Origin of the sequence: uncultured Sulfitobacter sp. (genome assembly GCF_947499945.1) — a bacterium.
In the GTDB taxonomy this organism is placed as follows: domain Bacteria; phylum Pseudomonadota; class Alphaproteobacteria; order Rhodobacterales; family Rhodobacteraceae; genus Sulfitobacter.
In genome coordinates this window covers 13,673-29,999 of sequence record NZ_CANMQD010000011.1, presented here as the reverse complement: position 1 = coordinate 29,999, position 16,327 = coordinate 13,673, and the positions used below count along the sequence as shown (strand labels likewise).

General features: G+C 54.1%; 15 protein-coding genes and 1 pseudogene. 3 read left to right on the top strand and 13 right to left on the bottom strand.

The annotated features are described in order from the left end of the window. Positions 1-308: 308 nt before the first annotated feature. The 4 genes and pseudogenes from Q0775_RS19540 to Q0775_RS19530 form a co-directional block, all read right to left on the bottom strand. Positions 309-1,334, bottom strand: a pseudogene (locus Q0775_RS19540) (IS110 family transposase). Positions 1,335-1,417: 83 nt separating this feature from the next. Next, positions 1,418-2,050 (bottom strand): IS30 family transposase, encoded by a 633-nt coding sequence (locus Q0775_RS19535; RefSeq protein ID WP_298865179.1) that lies wholly within the window; start codon positions 2,048-2,050, stop codon positions 1,418-1,420. Between the two features lie 229 nt (positions 2,051-2,279). After that, complete coding sequence (locus Q0775_RS20040) at positions 2,280-2,495, bottom strand: WGR domain-containing protein (RefSeq protein WP_366863723.1); 216 nt, start codon at positions 2,493-2,495, stop codon at positions 2,280-2,282. A gap of 3 nt (positions 2,496-2,498) precedes the next feature. Continuing rightward, positions 2,499-3,104 carry a site-specific integrase gene (locus Q0775_RS19530; RefSeq protein ID WP_298865177.1) on the bottom strand — a complete coding sequence of 202 codons (606 nt, stop codon included), beginning with the start codon at positions 3,102-3,104 and terminating at the stop codon, positions 2,499-2,501. A 309-nt stretch (positions 3,105-3,413) separates the two neighbouring features. On the opposite strand from Q0775_RS19530, the gene Q0775_RS19525 reads away from it, so the two are divergent. Beyond that, complete coding sequence (locus Q0775_RS19525) at positions 3,414-4,478, top strand: hypothetical protein (RefSeq protein WP_298865175.1); 1,065 nt, start codon at positions 3,414-3,416, stop codon at positions 4,476-4,478. Between the two features lie 77 nt (positions 4,479-4,555). Here the strand turns inward: Q0775_RS19525 and Q0775_RS19520 are convergent, their stop codons facing one another. From Q0775_RS19520 to Q0775_RS19485, 9 genes are all read right to left on the bottom strand, one after another. Further along, positions 4,556-8,146, bottom strand: coding sequence for a tetratricopeptide repeat protein (locus Q0775_RS19520; RefSeq protein ID WP_298865172.1), 3,591 nt, complete (start codon positions 8,144-8,146; stop codon positions 4,556-4,558). Between the two features lie 54 nt (positions 8,147-8,200). Next, on the bottom strand, positions 8,201-8,500 hold the full coding sequence (locus Q0775_RS19515; RefSeq protein ID WP_298865169.1) for a HigA family addiction module antitoxin: 300 nt from the start codon (positions 8,498-8,500) through the stop codon (positions 8,201-8,203). 9 nt (positions 8,501-8,509) lie between these two features. Next, on the bottom strand, positions 8,510-8,785 hold the full coding sequence (locus Q0775_RS20035; protein WP_366863722.1) for a type II toxin-antitoxin system RelE/ParE family toxin: 276 nt from the start codon (positions 8,783-8,785) through the stop codon (positions 8,510-8,512). Positions 8,786-8,913: 128 nt separating this feature from the next. Further along, positions 8,914-9,267 (bottom strand): hypothetical protein, encoded by a 354-nt coding sequence (locus Q0775_RS19510; RefSeq protein WP_298865168.1) that lies wholly within the window; start codon positions 9,265-9,267, stop codon positions 8,914-8,916. Beyond that, the gene (locus Q0775_RS19505) at positions 9,267-9,941 is read right to left on the bottom strand and encodes a ParA family protein (protein WP_298865166.1); all 675 of its coding nucleotides are present in this window, start codon (positions 9,939-9,941) and stop codon (positions 9,267-9,269) included. Before Q0775_RS19505 ends, Q0775_RS19510 begins: the two co-directional genes overlap by 1 nt. 127 nt (positions 9,942-10,068) lie before the next feature. After that, on the bottom strand, positions 10,069-11,097 hold the full coding sequence (locus tag Q0775_RS19500) for a replication initiator protein A (RefSeq protein ID WP_298865163.1): 1,029 nt from the start codon (positions 11,095-11,097) through the stop codon (positions 10,069-10,071). 281 nt (positions 11,098-11,378) lie between these two features. After that, positions 11,379-11,933 carry a hypothetical protein gene (locus tag Q0775_RS19495; RefSeq protein WP_298865160.1) on the bottom strand — a complete coding sequence of 185 codons (555 nt, stop codon included), beginning with the start codon at positions 11,931-11,933 and terminating at the stop codon, positions 11,379-11,381. A 20-nt stretch (positions 11,934-11,953) separates the two neighbouring features. Then, a complete protein-coding gene (locus Q0775_RS19490) occupies positions 11,954-13,639 on the bottom strand; it encodes a type IV secretory system conjugative DNA transfer family protein (RefSeq protein ID WP_298865157.1) in 1,686 nt (561 codons plus the stop codon). Next, positions 13,639-13,947, bottom strand: a complete 309-nt coding sequence (locus Q0775_RS19485) for a mobilization protein (protein ID WP_298865155.1) — start codon at positions 13,945-13,947, stop codon at positions 13,639-13,641. The genes Q0775_RS19490 and Q0775_RS19485 overlap by 1 nt, the downstream gene beginning before the upstream one ends. A 772-nt stretch (positions 13,948-14,719) precedes the next feature. Here Q0775_RS19485 and mobQ point away from each other — a divergent pair. Both mobQ and Q0775_RS19475 read left to right on the top strand, forming a co-directional pair. Continuing rightward, on the top strand, positions 14,720-16,012 hold the full coding sequence (mobQ, locus tag Q0775_RS19480; RefSeq protein ID WP_298865153.1) for a MobQ family relaxase: 1,293 nt from the start codon (positions 14,720-14,722) through the stop codon (positions 16,010-16,012). 33 nt (positions 16,013-16,045) lie between these two features. Further along, a complete protein-coding gene (locus Q0775_RS19475; protein ID WP_298865150.1) occupies positions 16,046-16,327 on the top strand; it encodes a hypothetical protein in 282 nt (93 codons plus the stop codon).

Sequence of the window (16,327 nt, the reverse complement as noted above, 5' to 3'; positions counted from 1 at the left end):
ACGAGGGTTGCGATATAGCTATTCTTGGATCCGCCAATCAAGTCGCCCTCCCATGTGTGGATGCCTCGTTTGATGCAAGAGATATTCTCAACGGTTTGAACATGTGATCGGGTACGGTCATGTGTCAGGCCTCTGATTGCGGCGTTTCACATGCCGCGGGCCGGTATGGCGATGCGGAGGTCAGGTCCAAATCAATGGCACGAGCGCTAAGCTCTCTGGGAGGGCCTGGTTTTCCTAACCTCGATCTAATCGATCATTTTGTCCTTACTGTCTCAGTGTCCTTCTCACATCATACCGAGCGTTGCAGTTTACACTGCCGCGATCGGATCTCGATAATCTTCGTGATTGGTCATCATCGCCCAGATGATGCGCGCGGTTTTATTGGCGAGTGCTATGGCTACCAGCATGCGAGGTTTGCGATCCAACATTTGTTCAAGCCAAGAACCTTTAGGCGGTCCATTCTTGATTGCCCATCTGATCCGGGTCATGGCACCGATAATCAATAACCTGCGGATATCACGTTGGCCCATCTTTGATGTCTTACCCAATATTTGTCTGCCGCCGGTAGACTTCTGGACAGGAACTAACCCGAGCCAAGCGGCATAGTCGCGTCCTCGCTTGAAGCCCTCCAGTGGGGGTGAGAACGCTTTGATTGCCATGGCGCTGACAGGCCCAATGCCCGGTGCAGTCTGCAAACGGATCGTTTAGGGGTCAGATTTCGATTCCTCTTTTAGACGCCTTTCTATCGCGACAACCTTGTCCGTGATGACACTGAGCTGATCCAAATGTACGCGGCTGAGTTCAATAACGATTGAAGGCAAGTCACAATCCGGGCTTTCGATCTGTTCAGCCAATTTCTTCACAAAGTTTCGACCGGGCGGGGCGATGATCCCGTATTCCATCAAATGACCGCGCAGCGCGTTGATGATCGCATTCCGTTGCCGGACAAACAAATCACGCGTCTTAAAAACCATAGAACGGGATTGTTGTTCAGCCGATTTAACAGGCACAAACCGCATTGTGGGCCTGACGGCTGCTTCTGCAATGGCCTCAGCGTCGTTCGCGTCATTCTTCTGACGCTTGACGAAGGGCTTCACGTAAATGGGCGGGATCAAACGGACCTCGTGGCCCAACTTCATGATCTCACGTCCCCAATAATGCGATGACGCACATGCCTCCATCGCGACCACGCAGGGCGGCTGTTCGCTCAGGAACTTCAAGAATTGCCCTCGAGATAGTTTCTTGCGGAACACAGGTTCACCTACCGCTGTTGCCCCATGGGCCTGGAAAACTGACTTTGCCAAGTCGACGCCGATCATTGTAACTTCGTTCATGGATGCCTCCTCCAATTTGGTGCTTTCAACATCACCACTATGGCACACTTTGATGCCGGTTCCGGGGTGAGGCATCCACACCATCAGTGGCCCGGAACGGCGCGATCTTCGACGGACGCAGGCCTTTCACTGATAGATACAGCATTCTTAATCTGGCCATTCCCGCTGCGCTTCTGGCTGGCGTGTTTGGAGCGCCTGACAGTCCGTCTTGCGCGCAGATGCTCCAGGAGTTCCTTTTTAAGGACGCCTCGCGCCTGTATATAAAGGCTTCTGTAGATCGTTTCGTGTGACACCTGTTTGTGCGCCTCTCCTGGGAAAGCGCGTTTGAGCCAGCCCGCAACCTGCTCGGGAGACCACTTGCGCCGCAGCTTTGCTGATACTGCGCAGGCCAACTTCGGGTGGCAAGCCAGCTTGCACAACTTGGGACGCCGCGCGCGATCCCAGGCCGCTTGATCAGACGCTGTCGCACGATAACCTGCAAGGCCACCATTGCGCCGCACCTCTCGGCTGATCGTCGAGGGCGCACGTTGCAACTGACGTGCAATCGCACGCAAGGACTGCTTGATACTGAGCCCGCGGGATATTTCCTCGCGCTCAGAAAGGCTCAATGCAACTTGCCCACGTCTGCGATCTGGTGGGCGTATCCCACCCGTTGGTGAGATCACGGAAAAGACTGAGGATGATTGGCGATCAAAAACGCGCCCAATCGACCTCATCGACTCGCCTCGCTGCCACCGATCCCAAATCTCAGCACGCTGTTCAGCCGAATAATAAATCCTGCGACGATATTTCATGGCAAACACTCCATCTCTTGCTAAAGATTAAAGTGTTGCGTCGACCAGTTGAGGCCACCCCGCATTGTGTGAGTTCATGCACCATGCAGCGAATGGCAAGAAAGCCCCCTGCCCCTGCCCGCGTACCTTGTCCCCAGATCGCCCTAATGGGTCAATCATACCCCCGCTTGGCCTTGTTCATGTGCAGTGCGAAACGCGCATCCTTTGCGTCGCGCTCACTTCCAAACCAATCTGTGCGCACCCGTCCCGAACTGCCGATCCGTCCCCACTCCCGGACCAATCCCCAGTCTCCAAAGAGGCCTTTTACAATCTCCAATCGGTAGTACCGATAAAGGTTGGTTTCTGGGTCAGTTCGCGTGAGGTGCATCCGTCAGTTCCACATCTTCGCAGCTATGTCCTGCTCTTCTTTGCCAATCGCGTCGGCGTAGATCGTCGTAGTGGACAATTGCGAATGGCCCATCCATTTTTGGAGCATGTGCAGCGGGATACCTTTTACGACTGCATTGATGCCGAACCCGTGCCGCAAACCTTTCGGGCTGCGGTGCGCCGCGTCGGCAATCTTGGCCTCGATCATCACGCCTTTGACGATCTGCCACACCCTAACACGGGACAGCGCCCAGATTGGTACATGCGCCAGCTTGCGCGATTTCTGAGCCTCCCGAATACCGTGGGCGGTGTTCAATGTGTCGAGAAAATCGGGCGGCACAGGAATCGCGCGGTAAACGGCTTTTTGCTCGCCCGCGCTGTCTTTTCGCTTCTTGAGCGATCTGATGGTCACGGCCCCGCCGGAGAGGTCGATGCGGGCTGGCGTGATTTCGATCAGCTCTGACGGTCTGCATCCGGTATAGTGAAGCGTCTCACAGAGCGTGCGGTCACGAGCAGGCCGCTGACGCGCCACGGACAGAAATGCGGCCCGCTCTTCAGCGTTGAGGTAGAGGCGGTTTCCATGAGGGTCATAAAGGGTCATTTCGCTCATATTTAACAGTTTACCCGAAGACTGTTAAACAACAAGGTCCAAAACGGGCCCCTGCCCTATCCGTTGACGCTGATTGTGTGCGGATCGTTTAACACTATTACCAATTTTGTTAAACATTGCTCGTAGAGCAAGTGGAAGCCGCCGTCCCCTCATCTGAATGGACCTACACAACGCGAGCTTACCGTCACTTCGCTGCGACCGTGCCGCGACCAATTTAATCATCCAGATATTGTTGCGTCTGCATAGACTGCGCCCCATATATGGCTATGGACGGACAATTTCGAGCCTTATGGGTGAAGGATCATTAATTTGCAGGATGAAAACGGCAAGGCCGACGAACTTCCAAATGACATTACGATTCCGGGCGATCTGAATTTTTCCGCTAGGGGGTTTGCAGATGAGGACTATGCCAAAAATGCGATGTACAAATTCCACTCCATCCTTAGCGTTATCAGTCAATCAATTGATCTCACTAACCTAGATGGCGTGACGGTTGCGTTTGACTACGATGAAGCACTAGCAGAGCTTGATCGTGGATACGAGACAACCTACAAACTCACCGCTACCAAAGGCGTCGCTATTGGTGTCGCAATGGCACCGACAGTAATTCGCGATGGTATGATCAAAACGCATCTTGTCCTAAATGCAAACTATGCGCTCAGCATCCTCGAAGAGCCAGGGGAGGAATCCGAGTACTTTGGGCAATCACTTCATTTGGTCGCACACGAATGCGCTCATGTAGAGGTTACGGCAGCATTTGATAAATCATTTCCCAAATTTCTTCTTCAGAAATCGCACAGCAACATCCTAGACAACATGCGCTGGCAGGTAATCTTGGCAACGTGGGATGAGTACGCAGTATGCCGCATCTCTGGCTCAATCGGATATGATCCCGCAGACGGCTACCTCGAAACCTTAGGCCAAGTGTTGGACGATACCACAAGCCAATGCCACGAAATGATCAAGGCATATAGAATCCATGGGGATGTTGGGCAGATTGCAGCAGAAGTGTATGGGAAGCTTGGCGATTTGTTGAAGTATTCATCGTACTTCTTGGGTGCAGTGGCGGCGCAAGAAACTCCAGAAACGCATCCGGCAGCCCTGACCGAAGGGGCCGAATTCGGATGGTTTGCTCCTTTCTATGAGCGCTTGATAGAGGCGCAGCAGGCGCTTTGGAGCGAATTTGGGAAATGGGAAAATTTGGATACCTTTGAGGCAATCGGCGATATTTTGGAAGACATGGCTGAGAGCATTGGCGTCGAAGCTTCGCGCGAGTCCGACGACTTAATTAACTTCAATATTCCATACCGACGGGACAGCATGCCCGACAGTCCTTTAAGCAACCCACTAATGCGTGCATTGCTCGACAAATAACCGTCATTTAAGTAAATACAGCATTGATTGGGCTGGGTTCGTTCCTGCCATAAGCTGCGATCTGCAAGGTAGGTAGCTTACTCGGCACGGCTAGCCTCAACCTCGCGTTCATAGGTTTCGAGAAGAAAATGTCCGCGAAGCCATTGTGAAACAAATTGACCAATCCGAACGTCGCGGGCTTCCTGCACAACAAAATTCAGCATTTTGGCAAGACTTACGCCCTTCATACGGATCAGGTTTCGCAAAATGATGCTCGTGGCCCGTTGGGCTTTCACATTGGCCCCATAAAAACGAAAGGCACGGCGCATGAATTCTGCAGCGGTGCTGAGATGGCTTTCGATATCGGCGTCAGGGGTGCCAAGATAAGCTGCCGCACGCTCAAAGCGCTGAAGATTAGCAGTTTCATCCGCCATCAACATCCGCATCAGGATCTGACCATTGAGTGCAACATACGCATGTCCATGTCCGCACAGGTTTAGCAAAACGTCAGCATAGGCTTCGATACTGATCGCTTCCTCAGCTGCCAAAACCCGTAAAAGAGCATCAATGCCAAATGCTTCCTGGCCACTCAGCGCTGTTGCGATCTGCCGGAGCCGAAGGTCTGCCGAAAGGACCACACCTTCTTCCCGTCGGGCGACGCTTAGACAGTCAAACTGACTCCCCATAAAATCTGCAAGACTGAGCAGATCAGCGCTCATTCCCGATGGCACTTCAATGCCAACGACATCACAGATGGATGTGATTTTCTGACGTTGCCGATCAATCTCGGTAACCTGCCCCTTTACTTCATCGGCGGTAGCTTCTTGGATGGTAAATCCATCATCTTGAGCAGACATAGATTTTCGGCCGTCAGGACTATTTCCCAGGTTCTCAATAATTTCTGAAAAATCATCCACTGAGGAGGCTGGGATTGTCAGCTTGGGAAACACGTCTTTGGTTGCTTCTAGTACGTTGAGTGTCTCCAAGAGCCATGCTGTGTATGCATCGAGAACAACGACCTGGTCTTTCGCGGTGGTTGCGATCTTGATTTCTCTTCCTGTATCTTCGACATGACCCGTAGCACTGAATATCTTCTGGCCGCTCTGCGCTAGATGTATTGCGAAGTCGATGACATTGCCGCCGCCCGCCCCAGCCATCGCCCCCAAGGGCATAGGATTATCGCGATAACTCTCCTCTAAGCGTTCAATCGAACTTCGACGTTGGCGCAAGCTTTCAAGGATAGGTGTGATGTCATCATCAACAATCGTCACCGAGTAAAAGCTTCCATTATCTGGAAACTGATCTTGCAGCGTTCGTGTGAGTTCATGGAACAAGTGCAGGTATTTCGATTTTATCTCTGCTACCGTCCAAATGAACGTGCTTGGGCCTGACGTCGTTTCAAACTGCTCGCCCTGACGCTTTCCTATGGCCTGTTGAACAATTGCGTTGTCCACACTCACGTGGCTGGGAATATCAGAATCGCCATCGACGATTACGATAGTCCAGTCGGCTTGGCTCGGACGCGACAACCGTACCATCGCCCCTGTTGCCACAGCCTCAAAATGCGGAAGCTGGAGAGCATCCTCATCGAACGCATCTGCAAGCATTAAGCCGCTATAGCCAAGACAAACCTGAAGATCATTCCGGTGTCGCAAGACCAAATCATAGGCGTATTCGAGCGCGTCCTCGCGACCGTTTCGCCAAAGTAGCTGCGCCATACTCATGCGGTCCCCGCCAGGGCCTTCAAGCGCTGTCAGGTTAACAGCGGCTAGAAAATCCTCCGCGCGCCGAGACGCTCCATCCCGCGAAAGTGTCTGCCAATAAACAAGCTGCGTGCGCACGTTGTTTGGTTCTGCTGCCAGCGACCGTCTAAACCACGGCGCAGCCTCTCCGGGGCGACGGCGATTGAGGTGGAAATGTCCGCCAGCCCTGTTGATCTCCGCGTCGGTATCACGAGTTGCCCGCACACTTGCAAAGAAAGCAACGCCGGTTTCTTGCGGAATAGCTGACCGTGCATACGAGATAGCCAGCCAACGTCTCGCTCTATCATCGTGCGCGGGATCGACATGATCTTGAAGCAGATTGATCACCATATCCGATAGGTCACGTTCCATCGCTTCGCTGGCCAAAGCACGTCTCAGTTCAGCATCCGTACCTATATCAGCCGCCACGGTACGCTCGAAGATAGTCACCGATAGGTCCGATAGCCCGGCTTTTGCTGCCATCTGGCAAAGGAAAAGATCATTTTGCGGAATCGGCTGTTCTTGCCGCTGGAAAATCGTCTCAAACGCAGCTTGCCGCGCATCTTCATCTTCGAGCATCGCGTGTAATACATCACGTGCGAAGGCAGGAGCGATCCTCCCAGCGAGAGCGATCTCTTCCGGATTGGTTTCACAAAGTTCAAGCGCCTGCTTCCAATCGCTATCACGCAAAGCTTTCTCAAGCCTGAGAATTGCGGAACCACTAAAATCGGAGGCCAAAACCCGGTCAAGTAATGCATCATCACCCGTATCGATAGCAAACGCCCCGAGGGCTTGTTTCGCTCGATCATCGGACAAAAGAAGGTCAGCATGTGATTGGACCAAAGCATTGGCTGCCTCTTTGTCGCCAGTGATCCGGTAGGCCACGAGCGTATTTTGCAAGAGCGTGACGTCAGGGGCTGCCTTCGCAGCTTCCATCTCCATATGCTCATGCCACTGCTTGCTCAGTTCCGCTGCCGCCTTTTTTACTCTAGCCATGGCGCGGGTTTTATCAGCTGGGTCGTCGGTATCCTGCACAATGGATTGTACAGCTATGTCGAGTGCCGCCTCTGCGCCATGGCGCTGTGCCCGCTTAGAGGTCGGGTGAAGCTGCGCGAAGTCCAACGCCTCCGAGACCCAGCTTGAGTCATCATTTTGCCGCTTGGCGTCTATAATCGCAACGCACACATCTTTCGACTGCCGCACAACTTCAGGAACTTCTTCCAAGTCGAGCACTTCGCCGGAACGGCTTTTGGCATAAACCATATTAGCCCAGTGCATCTCAGACTTCGGTTCATCTGCGATCAGTCGGTCTAGCAACGTTACAGCCGCATCGGTATCCTCTTTGATAAGATACCCAACAACCGCATTTGCTTGAATTTTAGGGTTGTTAGGATCGATGGAAAGAGCAGTCAGAAAGTGCTGTGCCGCCTCATCAAACTGGCCAAGATGCTTCAAGCACAGGCCTTGCAATGAGAGAACACGTGCCTTCAGCGTTGGCGAAATTTGGTTTGAACGCTTAGGGTCACTGAATCTCTTAGAAAGCAGATCCAGTGCTGTTTGATACTTTTCTTCAAGAACCAATTCTCGGCAGATTTCCAGCTCTCCATCGAGCGGATCTGTCTCCACAATCCCGATGTCCACTTTGCGGGCAAGTGCTTGAACGTGTTCTTTTGTATCATCGATACGCTCAACCAGGTCGGAGTGTTCAAGGCGTAAGACCTCCGTCTCTCCCTTTAAGCCTTTGATATCTTTGCCCTGTTGATTGGTTGCCTGCGTAACATCCTCTTGCCAGTCAACTTTTTGCTTGTCCAACTTGGAGGGCAATAACCACCGTGTGAAAGAGTTGAAGATGCCGCCACCAGGTAGAAAAGACATTCCCGCCTCAGCTGTCACGCGCGTGGTTTCGCGAATTTTTGTGCCTTTTCCAGGCTTCTCAATTTTTGTCAAATTCGTGTCATTCTAATTCGTTCAATTAACATAAGCTCTTAAGCAAAAGTCTAATTACTCAGCCGCGATCAAAGTAGGTATCGCTGATACATCAACCGCACGAGATGCCTGCCATTCATCATAGGCACCCTGCATCCTGATCCAAAGACCGGCACCGTTGCCAAACAGCTTGCCAAGGCGCACAGCGACCTCAGGGCTCACGGGTTTCCGTTCAGCCAAAATGTCATGCAAATGTTGCCGAGAAATACCGAGTAGCCGAGAAATCTCAGCCTTTGACTTTTTGACTTCTGGAAGCACATCTTCACGCAGCAGCTCACCTGGATGCGTAGGACAGCGGTTCGGGTTACGGCTCATCATCATCTCCTAGTGATATTGCTCGAAATCGAGCACGTACGCATTGCCATCGTTGAACTCAAAAGTGACGCACCACGGCCCATTTATATGGACTGTGTAGCGGGTTGGTTTGTGTCCTTTGAGAGCATGAAAGTCGAAGCCGGGTAGTTTCATGTCCTCTAGACTTGTTGCAGCGTCCAGAGCGTCCAACCGGCGTAGAATGCGCGAATGGAACCTCGCATCGATTTTGGACTTCCCTGTTTCCCAAAGAGCCTTGAGTTGTTTGTTGTCGAAGGTCTTTATCATTGACGTGTGTAGCCCATTAGCTTACATGTGTCAACAGATTGCTTACACATTTATTGATCTCGATGTTCATGCCCAAACAATTTTGACATGAACCATGTTTTCAAGTCGTGTTTCCATCACTCGGCGACTCAATCTTTCGTCTTCTTATATGCGACCAGCATGTCTTCAATAACATCATTGAGTCGCCTGCCCTCTTCATCTCGGAGTTGGCTCAACTCTTCACGAAGCGTGTCCGAGAGATAGATGCGCCAATATGTCATGGCCTCATTTAAAGGTGGCCTACCTCTTCTGGGCAATGGCATTGGTGCGGCAGATGGATCGGTTGTTCGCGTGAAGCCATGCGCTTCCCCCGCCTTTGCTACAGCACCCTTGTCTGGTTTGGTTCGAGTTACTTTTGGTTTGCTCTTTAGGCCTGCGCCAATATTGATGTCAGTTTGCGGTTTATCATCGTCATCGTCTAGGTTCAGAAAGCTATTAGCCACTATTCCGCCTCCAGTATTTCAGCCAGTTCTTTACCGAGTCTCGCAGTGTTGCTGATCGCACTGGCTACCGACTGAGTATGACCCAGTTCGAAAAGTGTTTTTCCTTCGGCCATCACGCGCTCGAAAGGCGCGCGACGCATGAGTTCCGTTTGAAGCCGCTCGATCCCTGCCCCATCCAATTCGGCAAGCAGTTCTTTATGAGATTTTGTCACGATGGCAGCGTCAGTTTGGGTTATCAGAATTCTGCTCGGCACAGTTCTTCGGGCTGCACGACCAGCATCCCGGATCATCTTGAGAGCCGCACCCGCCGCATCACCATCCAATGCACTAGGCCGCATCGGGATAATACACATGTCCGAAGCCGAGGCAGCATACGACGCCATCAGGCCTGCAACCCCCTCCAGATCGACGAATACTAGATCGTGCTTTGCTTCCGCAGCCTCCAGCGTATCAAGGATACTACTATCAGACGGATCAGAAATCACCTTAAAGGGTGGCTCTCCCAAGCCCTCACTTTTGCGCTTTCCAAGCCAAACCCGCGCAATACTTTGCCTCGGATCAGCATCGACTATCGCAACTGACAAATCAGGATTATTTGCGAATACCGTCGCAAGCGTAAGCGCCGATGTGGATTTTCCGCAGCCACCTTTGGGGGATAAAACGCTAACGATCATTGCTCTGCCTCTTTTTACGGCACTTAATATAACGTGAAATTTTATATGTCACGTATTTTTATGTATCACGTAATATTATATACTCGGCATAATATACGGCATATTAAATATCACGTTACTTTTTATATCACGAATCTTGCCGTGCTGCCCACTTGCGGCAGAACCCAATGAAAGCATTGTCTGGGCTTCTTGGCGGCTCCATCCCCTGATCGAGAAGCGAAACAACCCACTCTCGCCATTCTCTCTCAATCACATAAACGTCCCAACCCGGAGCGGCCCTTCGAGCCGCCTCAAAAGTGTCTGGCCGAAGATTTACAGTGTATCCGTCACCAAGAAGGGCAGGGGCCGAGTTACGGTTTCTGAAGGAAACCATGTCGGATTCCATGCTCACCGAGTAGTCCGGCAAGTGATCAAATTCACACAATGCCCTGACAGCCATCCGGAAATTCCTTGATGCGTCGCTAGAGCCACATTTTTTCTGAAGCTTCTTCAATCCGATCTGCCAAAATTCTTTCGCGCCACAATGTTTGCGGGCAATTTCGTAGATACGTCGTTCAATGGGCTTCCGAAGGCGGAAATAATCAGGGTGTAAGGTTAGCACCTCGTTCGCTTCGATGGCCTTGAACAGCCATTCAGACAAGCGCAGCCCCCATTCCGTTACTCGCCCGTCTTTCCGCGTTCGTTTGATCTTTGCCCCATCTATGAGACCGAAGGCTTCCCATGTTTCCTCACCACCGGTCTTGATAGTGGTTCGCAGTCGCGTGCCATCAAGCCGATCCAAGGAGTCTCGCAGAAGATCGTAGTCGTGGCCTCCAGTATGTCGGTTGCTAAACTCCATGAAATCGCGTGCCTGAAACATGATTTCCCGCGAATAGGGACGTCCTTCGTTCCTCGCAGCCATGATTTGGCTTATGGCAAAAATCAGAATGTCTTTGTCGTAGATGTTAGCGATGCCTTTTGAGCTCGGTGTTACCTCAAGTACGATATCTCCGTGCTCGTAAGTTTTGACCTCTCGAATGGGCTTCTTGGACAGAGTAAAGATAGGGTGTTCCATTGAAGCCATGTCGCTCTTGATAACGGCATCCGCGACATCACAGATAAACAGATCCGTTTGAGGATATCTATCCGGTAGAAGAGGGGGATTGTTTTCTTTCATAAGGCCTGCTCTCAACGGGACATTAGCTGCACTTTAGTTGTTATCGGGATATTAGCTGCACATCAAGCCTTATCGGGATAACGCCTGCACTATTAGGGATAACACCTGCATCTGAACGGGATATTAGCTGCACGTCAAAACAGTAGCCCATTGAAATTTAGACGTAAAACTGCACTCAAACGGTCCGTAACACATATTATAACACATATATAACACTAGCGAAAATCAGCTCAGATATCTCAATCGCAAACCAATTAGGCGAATCGTCCAGCCTCAACAGGTTAAAGCACACAGATCGGAACGCCCGTTGTTGTTGCTGTCCATGAACCACCAAGGACAGCGCAGCCGGAGGGGACAGATGCTAAGAAACGAGGAAGAACAAGCAGGCAGACCACAAACAGAATCGCGAAGCCACCCGCTAACCACGGTAGCCGTGCCTTGAACCGATCTACCTTTTGTTCACGTTCCCAGATAGCACGATAAGAAGCGGACCCATCGTCCTCCACTTTTCTGAGAACATCTTGCGCATGGTTCACCACTGAACTCAGATCACTGGATGTTCGGTTCATTTTTCCCAAAATCTCGCCGGTGCGCTCATCAATGAGCCTGACAGCGAAATCAGCATATTGCTCAGGATCCGTTTGTTGTTCGGCGTTTTTGGCCGCACGACGCGCCTCGTTAGCTGCCGTAGCAACATGATTGATAGCCTTTGTTTGTTCTTGCACCTGATCATACACGCGCAACGACAAATCGCCCAAACGATCCAGCGTTTCGCGCAACTCAGCATCGGAAGGGGCAGGGAGGTCGGGTTGCTCAGATGATGGGTCATCGGTCATGGGGCGGTATCCTTTTCAGATCATTGCTCTTGCGGGACAAATAGCCCGTTAAATTCACGGTCGGCGTAATAGCGCAGCTTTTGCGTTATCGCCGTCGGCTGGCCCTGGACGCGCAAAAGCTGAAGTTCCTGGGGAAGTTGCATAATCTCATCAGGCGTCAGCAGATCGCGGCCCGTGATCGAGGTGCCGGTTGTCGGCATATCGCCGGGTTTGCGGCTTTCGGTCTGATAACCGATGGTTTCTTGTCCCATCGTCTGGCTGATCCACTTGGCCGTTTCAAAATCATTGACCCCGAATACCTGTTGCACCCCGGCGTTCGCCACAAAGGTCGAAGCCCGCGCCCCGTAGAGATCGCGAAGCTGGCTCATGTCCTGCAAGATCGGCCAAAGCTGGAGACCGTACCCCGCCATCAGCCCCATAGCGCGTTCCACAGCCTCCAAACGGCCCAGAGCCGCAAACTCGTCCAGCAGGAACAGGGCAGGCCCCAACGTGGGGTTCGAGGCCTTCTGGCTCCCCATGGGGCCCTGAGCGGCTATTTGCAGCCCTTGGGACTGCTCTGCGTCCCGTGCGATGTCCTGGAGCGCCTGAGACACCAGAAGGCGCAGCCAACGGCTGTAGGCGTCCAGACGGTTGGGGGGCAGCACAAGGAAAATGGATGTGATCCGGTGGCGCAGGTCCGAGAAGTGAAAATCCGAACGTGCCATGACTTTGGCGATCCGTGGGCTGTCGAGGAAATGTGTGTGGCGTTGCGCGTTGGACAGTACCGAGGCCGCTTCCCGTTCTGCCTTGCCAGCAAACTTATTTGCGGCGCGTGCTACCAGACCGTCCGCCGCATCACTGTCCTGCATCAGTTTGAGCAGCGCCGTCATCCGGTCTGGGGGCAGGGTGAGATATTCCCGGACGGCCCCAAGGTTGCGCCGTGCCGGTTCTTCATGGGCCACGCAGAACATGATCAGACCGGACAGAAACGATTTGGCCTCTTCGTTCCAATGCGGATCACCCGACTGCCCGGCGGGGTCCACCACCAGTGCATCCGCCAGCGACATCGCATCTTCGCTGAGGTCCGCGCTGTTTGCCGAAAGCCGGTCCAGCGGATTGTAGGACGCAGACGGTCTGCCACTTACCCCGAAAGGATCGAGGACATGAACCGTGCCAAACTGTTCGCGGGCCGCACCTGTGATCCGTGCGTTCTCGCCCTTTGGATCAATCACCAGCACCGAGCGTTCCGCCAGCAACAAATTAGGGATCACTGTGCCGACGCCTTTGCCCGCCCGCGTCGGAGCAAGCGTAAGCAGATGGGCGGGACCATCATAGCGCAGCAGCTTGCCGGTGCGCGGGTTGCGACCGATCAAAAGACCGTCCGCATGTTCCAGCGCCCGCAGTTCCTTTTTCCCAGCAAACCGCGCTGAGCCGTGGCTATACCGGATGAGGCCACTGAAGAAGGTTTCGGCACCGGAGCGTTCCAGCCAGTCCCGATAGGCGAGGACAACACCGATCAGCATGAAGGGTCCGAAGACCACCCAATGCCACGGACTTTCACCGGGGTTCTGCCGGAAGAAAGCGAAGATGAACGGGGTGGCTAAAAGGGTCGAGAACGCCGCGCCCAACAGCAGCCACAGGATCAGCCAGCCAAACAGAAATGGCGTCACGATCAGGCGTTGAAAAAACCCGAACAGCCGATCCATGATCAGGCTGAATGTCCGCATCAGGACGAGGCATCCGGGTCAGGCGGGGAAGGGGAGGCCGAGGGCGCATCGTCGCCGGAGGACGGTCCTCCCCAATCTACGAATGCTTTCTGGTCCTGAGCGCGGGGGAGATTGCGAACGAGCCGATCCAGCATGGCGGCAGCGTTGCTATCCCGTTCAGCCAGATCGAGCAGAGCGCCACCGAGTATTACTTTGCGGCGGGTGTCCATTTTGCGCTGTCTGGTGGTTTCACGATTCTTGAGCGCCTGAAGACGGGCCTTGGCCTGTGCGTATCTCTTTTCGGCTTTCTCAAGTTCGGTTTCTGCCATGTCACAATCTGCCTTGTGTCATTTGCTGGAGGTCAGTTCGAGTTGGCTAATGTTGCACTCCAAAAAACAAGGCAGGGCAGTTTGTGGGCTATTTGTCGGCGGAACATGGCAAACACAGCATCTTCAATCGGCGGTTGTGTGCTAAGAGGGGACGGGTGAGAGGTTTTTACTTGAACGGTAGCCGTAGTGCGCAAACCCTGAGCTGAGAAACAGTGAAGGGCGCACTTATGCAAACTCTACACCTGCGGTTTCGAGATTTGCGTGCGATCCTCTTGGGGGGAACCCCCAGCCGATGGCCAACCCCTTCGCTGCCACGGGCATCGACATGGGAGACGGCATCGCCTCTCCCAAACCCTCTAGGACCAACCTTAGCGGTTGGAGCGCATCCCGAACCCTCGCACCAGCGTCTCGACCGATGCCCCACGCTGGGGGCCGGTCTGACGATGGTGTCTCCGTTTCTGGAGCCTCGTATTGTCGGACCTATCGGTGCCAACACGAGCCGGGTTTGCTGGTCACAAACCGCAAAGAACAATCCACATCCTGCCGCCCCCCATGAGGCTGGGCAGGCTGTGGGGTGTTCTCTGCAAGCCCTGTTCTCAGAGGTGCCATGCACCCCTTCGACGGGGCTGTCTTTTCCCCTCCGGCCCCAGCGTTGTGGGGCGCGGGCCTACGGGGAAAAGACGGCTGACCAGCGCGCCAATGTCGGGGCATTGGCGGGGGTCAGCAGCAGCGCTGATCGGCGGCGTTTGCGTCTCTGTTCGGTGGTGCGCTGATGGCCAGCTACCACCTCTCCGTGAAGACGATCAAACGCTCTGCCGGACGCACCGCGACGGCAGCAGCAGCCTACCGTGTCGGTGAGCGCATCGAGTGTCAGCGCGAGGGCCGCATCCACGATTACACCCGCAAGCAGGGCATCGAGGAGACGTTCATCATCGCACCCGAGAATGCCCCGGACTGGGCGCAGGACCGGGCCGCTTTGTGGAACGCCGCCGAGGCCAGTGAGACCCGCAGCAACTCTGTCACGGCCCGCGAATGGGAGCTGTCCCTGCCGTTCGAAATCAGTGCCGAAGTTCGGTCACAGATCACGAGGGAATTTGCTGAGCAGCTCGTCAGCCGGTACGGCGTCGCCGTCGATGTGGCGATCCATGCGCCAAACCGCGAAGGCGATCAGCGCAATCATCATGCGCATGTTCTGACCTCTACTCGCAAGCTGGAAGCCGAGGGCTTCACCGCCAAGACGCGGGTGCTGGATTCTGCCAAAACTGGCGGTGCCGAGATTGACCAGATGCGCGGCGTCTGGGCTGAATTGCAGAACCGTGCTTTGGAGCGGGCGGGGGAGGTGGAACGCGTCGATCACCGATCCCTTGAGAAGCAGCGCGAGACAGCTTTAGACAGGGGCGACACCCTGTCCGCCGACGAGCTGGACCGCGAACCGGAGCTGAAGCTGGGACCGGCGGCAAACTCGATGGAGCGTCGTGAGAAGGCCGCAGCCGAGCGCGATGGCCGCGAATATGTGCCGGTCACGGAACGGGGTGCCGTGACCCATGCGGCGCGTCAGGCGCGAATGGCTTTTCAGGACATGCGCGAACGGCTGGACATTGCACGCGAGACCTATGGCGCGGAGCGGGAGGCGGGGCAGGGGCGCGTGTCGGCTGGTTTGGCTGCACTCAGAGCAGCGGTCGATAAGGACCGCAGCGGTGAGCGTGGAGAAGAGGGCGTTCGGGAGCGGTTGGCCGGTATCTTGGACAAGGGCAGGGGCGAAGAGCGGCCCCCCGACGATGGCAAGGAAGGATACAATTACGCCCGTGAGCGGTTGAAGGGCATACTAGACCGTGAAGCGGAGGATGTGCCGCAGGCGACCAGCCATAAGCTGGACGGACATACCGAGCTGGAGCAGGGTGTTGAACCAGCTCCGAAGCCGTCGATCCGCGAACGGCTGGACAACGTGTTGAACAAGCCGCGCGAAAAGCTTGATCTTGAGGATGATCGCGAGGTGGAGCGGGAGGTCGAGAACGAGCGTGAAGTCGAGAAAGACGTGGATCGTGACCGTGGCCTCAGTCACTGACCCAAGTTGAAAACAAGCATTGGAGATTGAAAGATGGATGAAGTGACGAATGTCGGCGAGACGATATTGCTGGACGGTGAGCCGCTGTCCCTTGTGACCCGCGCAGGCGTTGAGGCGTGGATCGAGAACGGCGTAAAGCACAGCTACCGCCACGACCAGGTGCGCGATCCTCTCAGCGGGAAAATGAAATACCGCTGTATCTATGAGAAGGTCGGGGCGGATGTGCCGTTTGTGCTAGTCAACCATCCGAAAGAAGGGGACGGGTGCGTGATCCTGTTCGATGAAATGCCGGATTACAATGCCCAGGCTTCATGA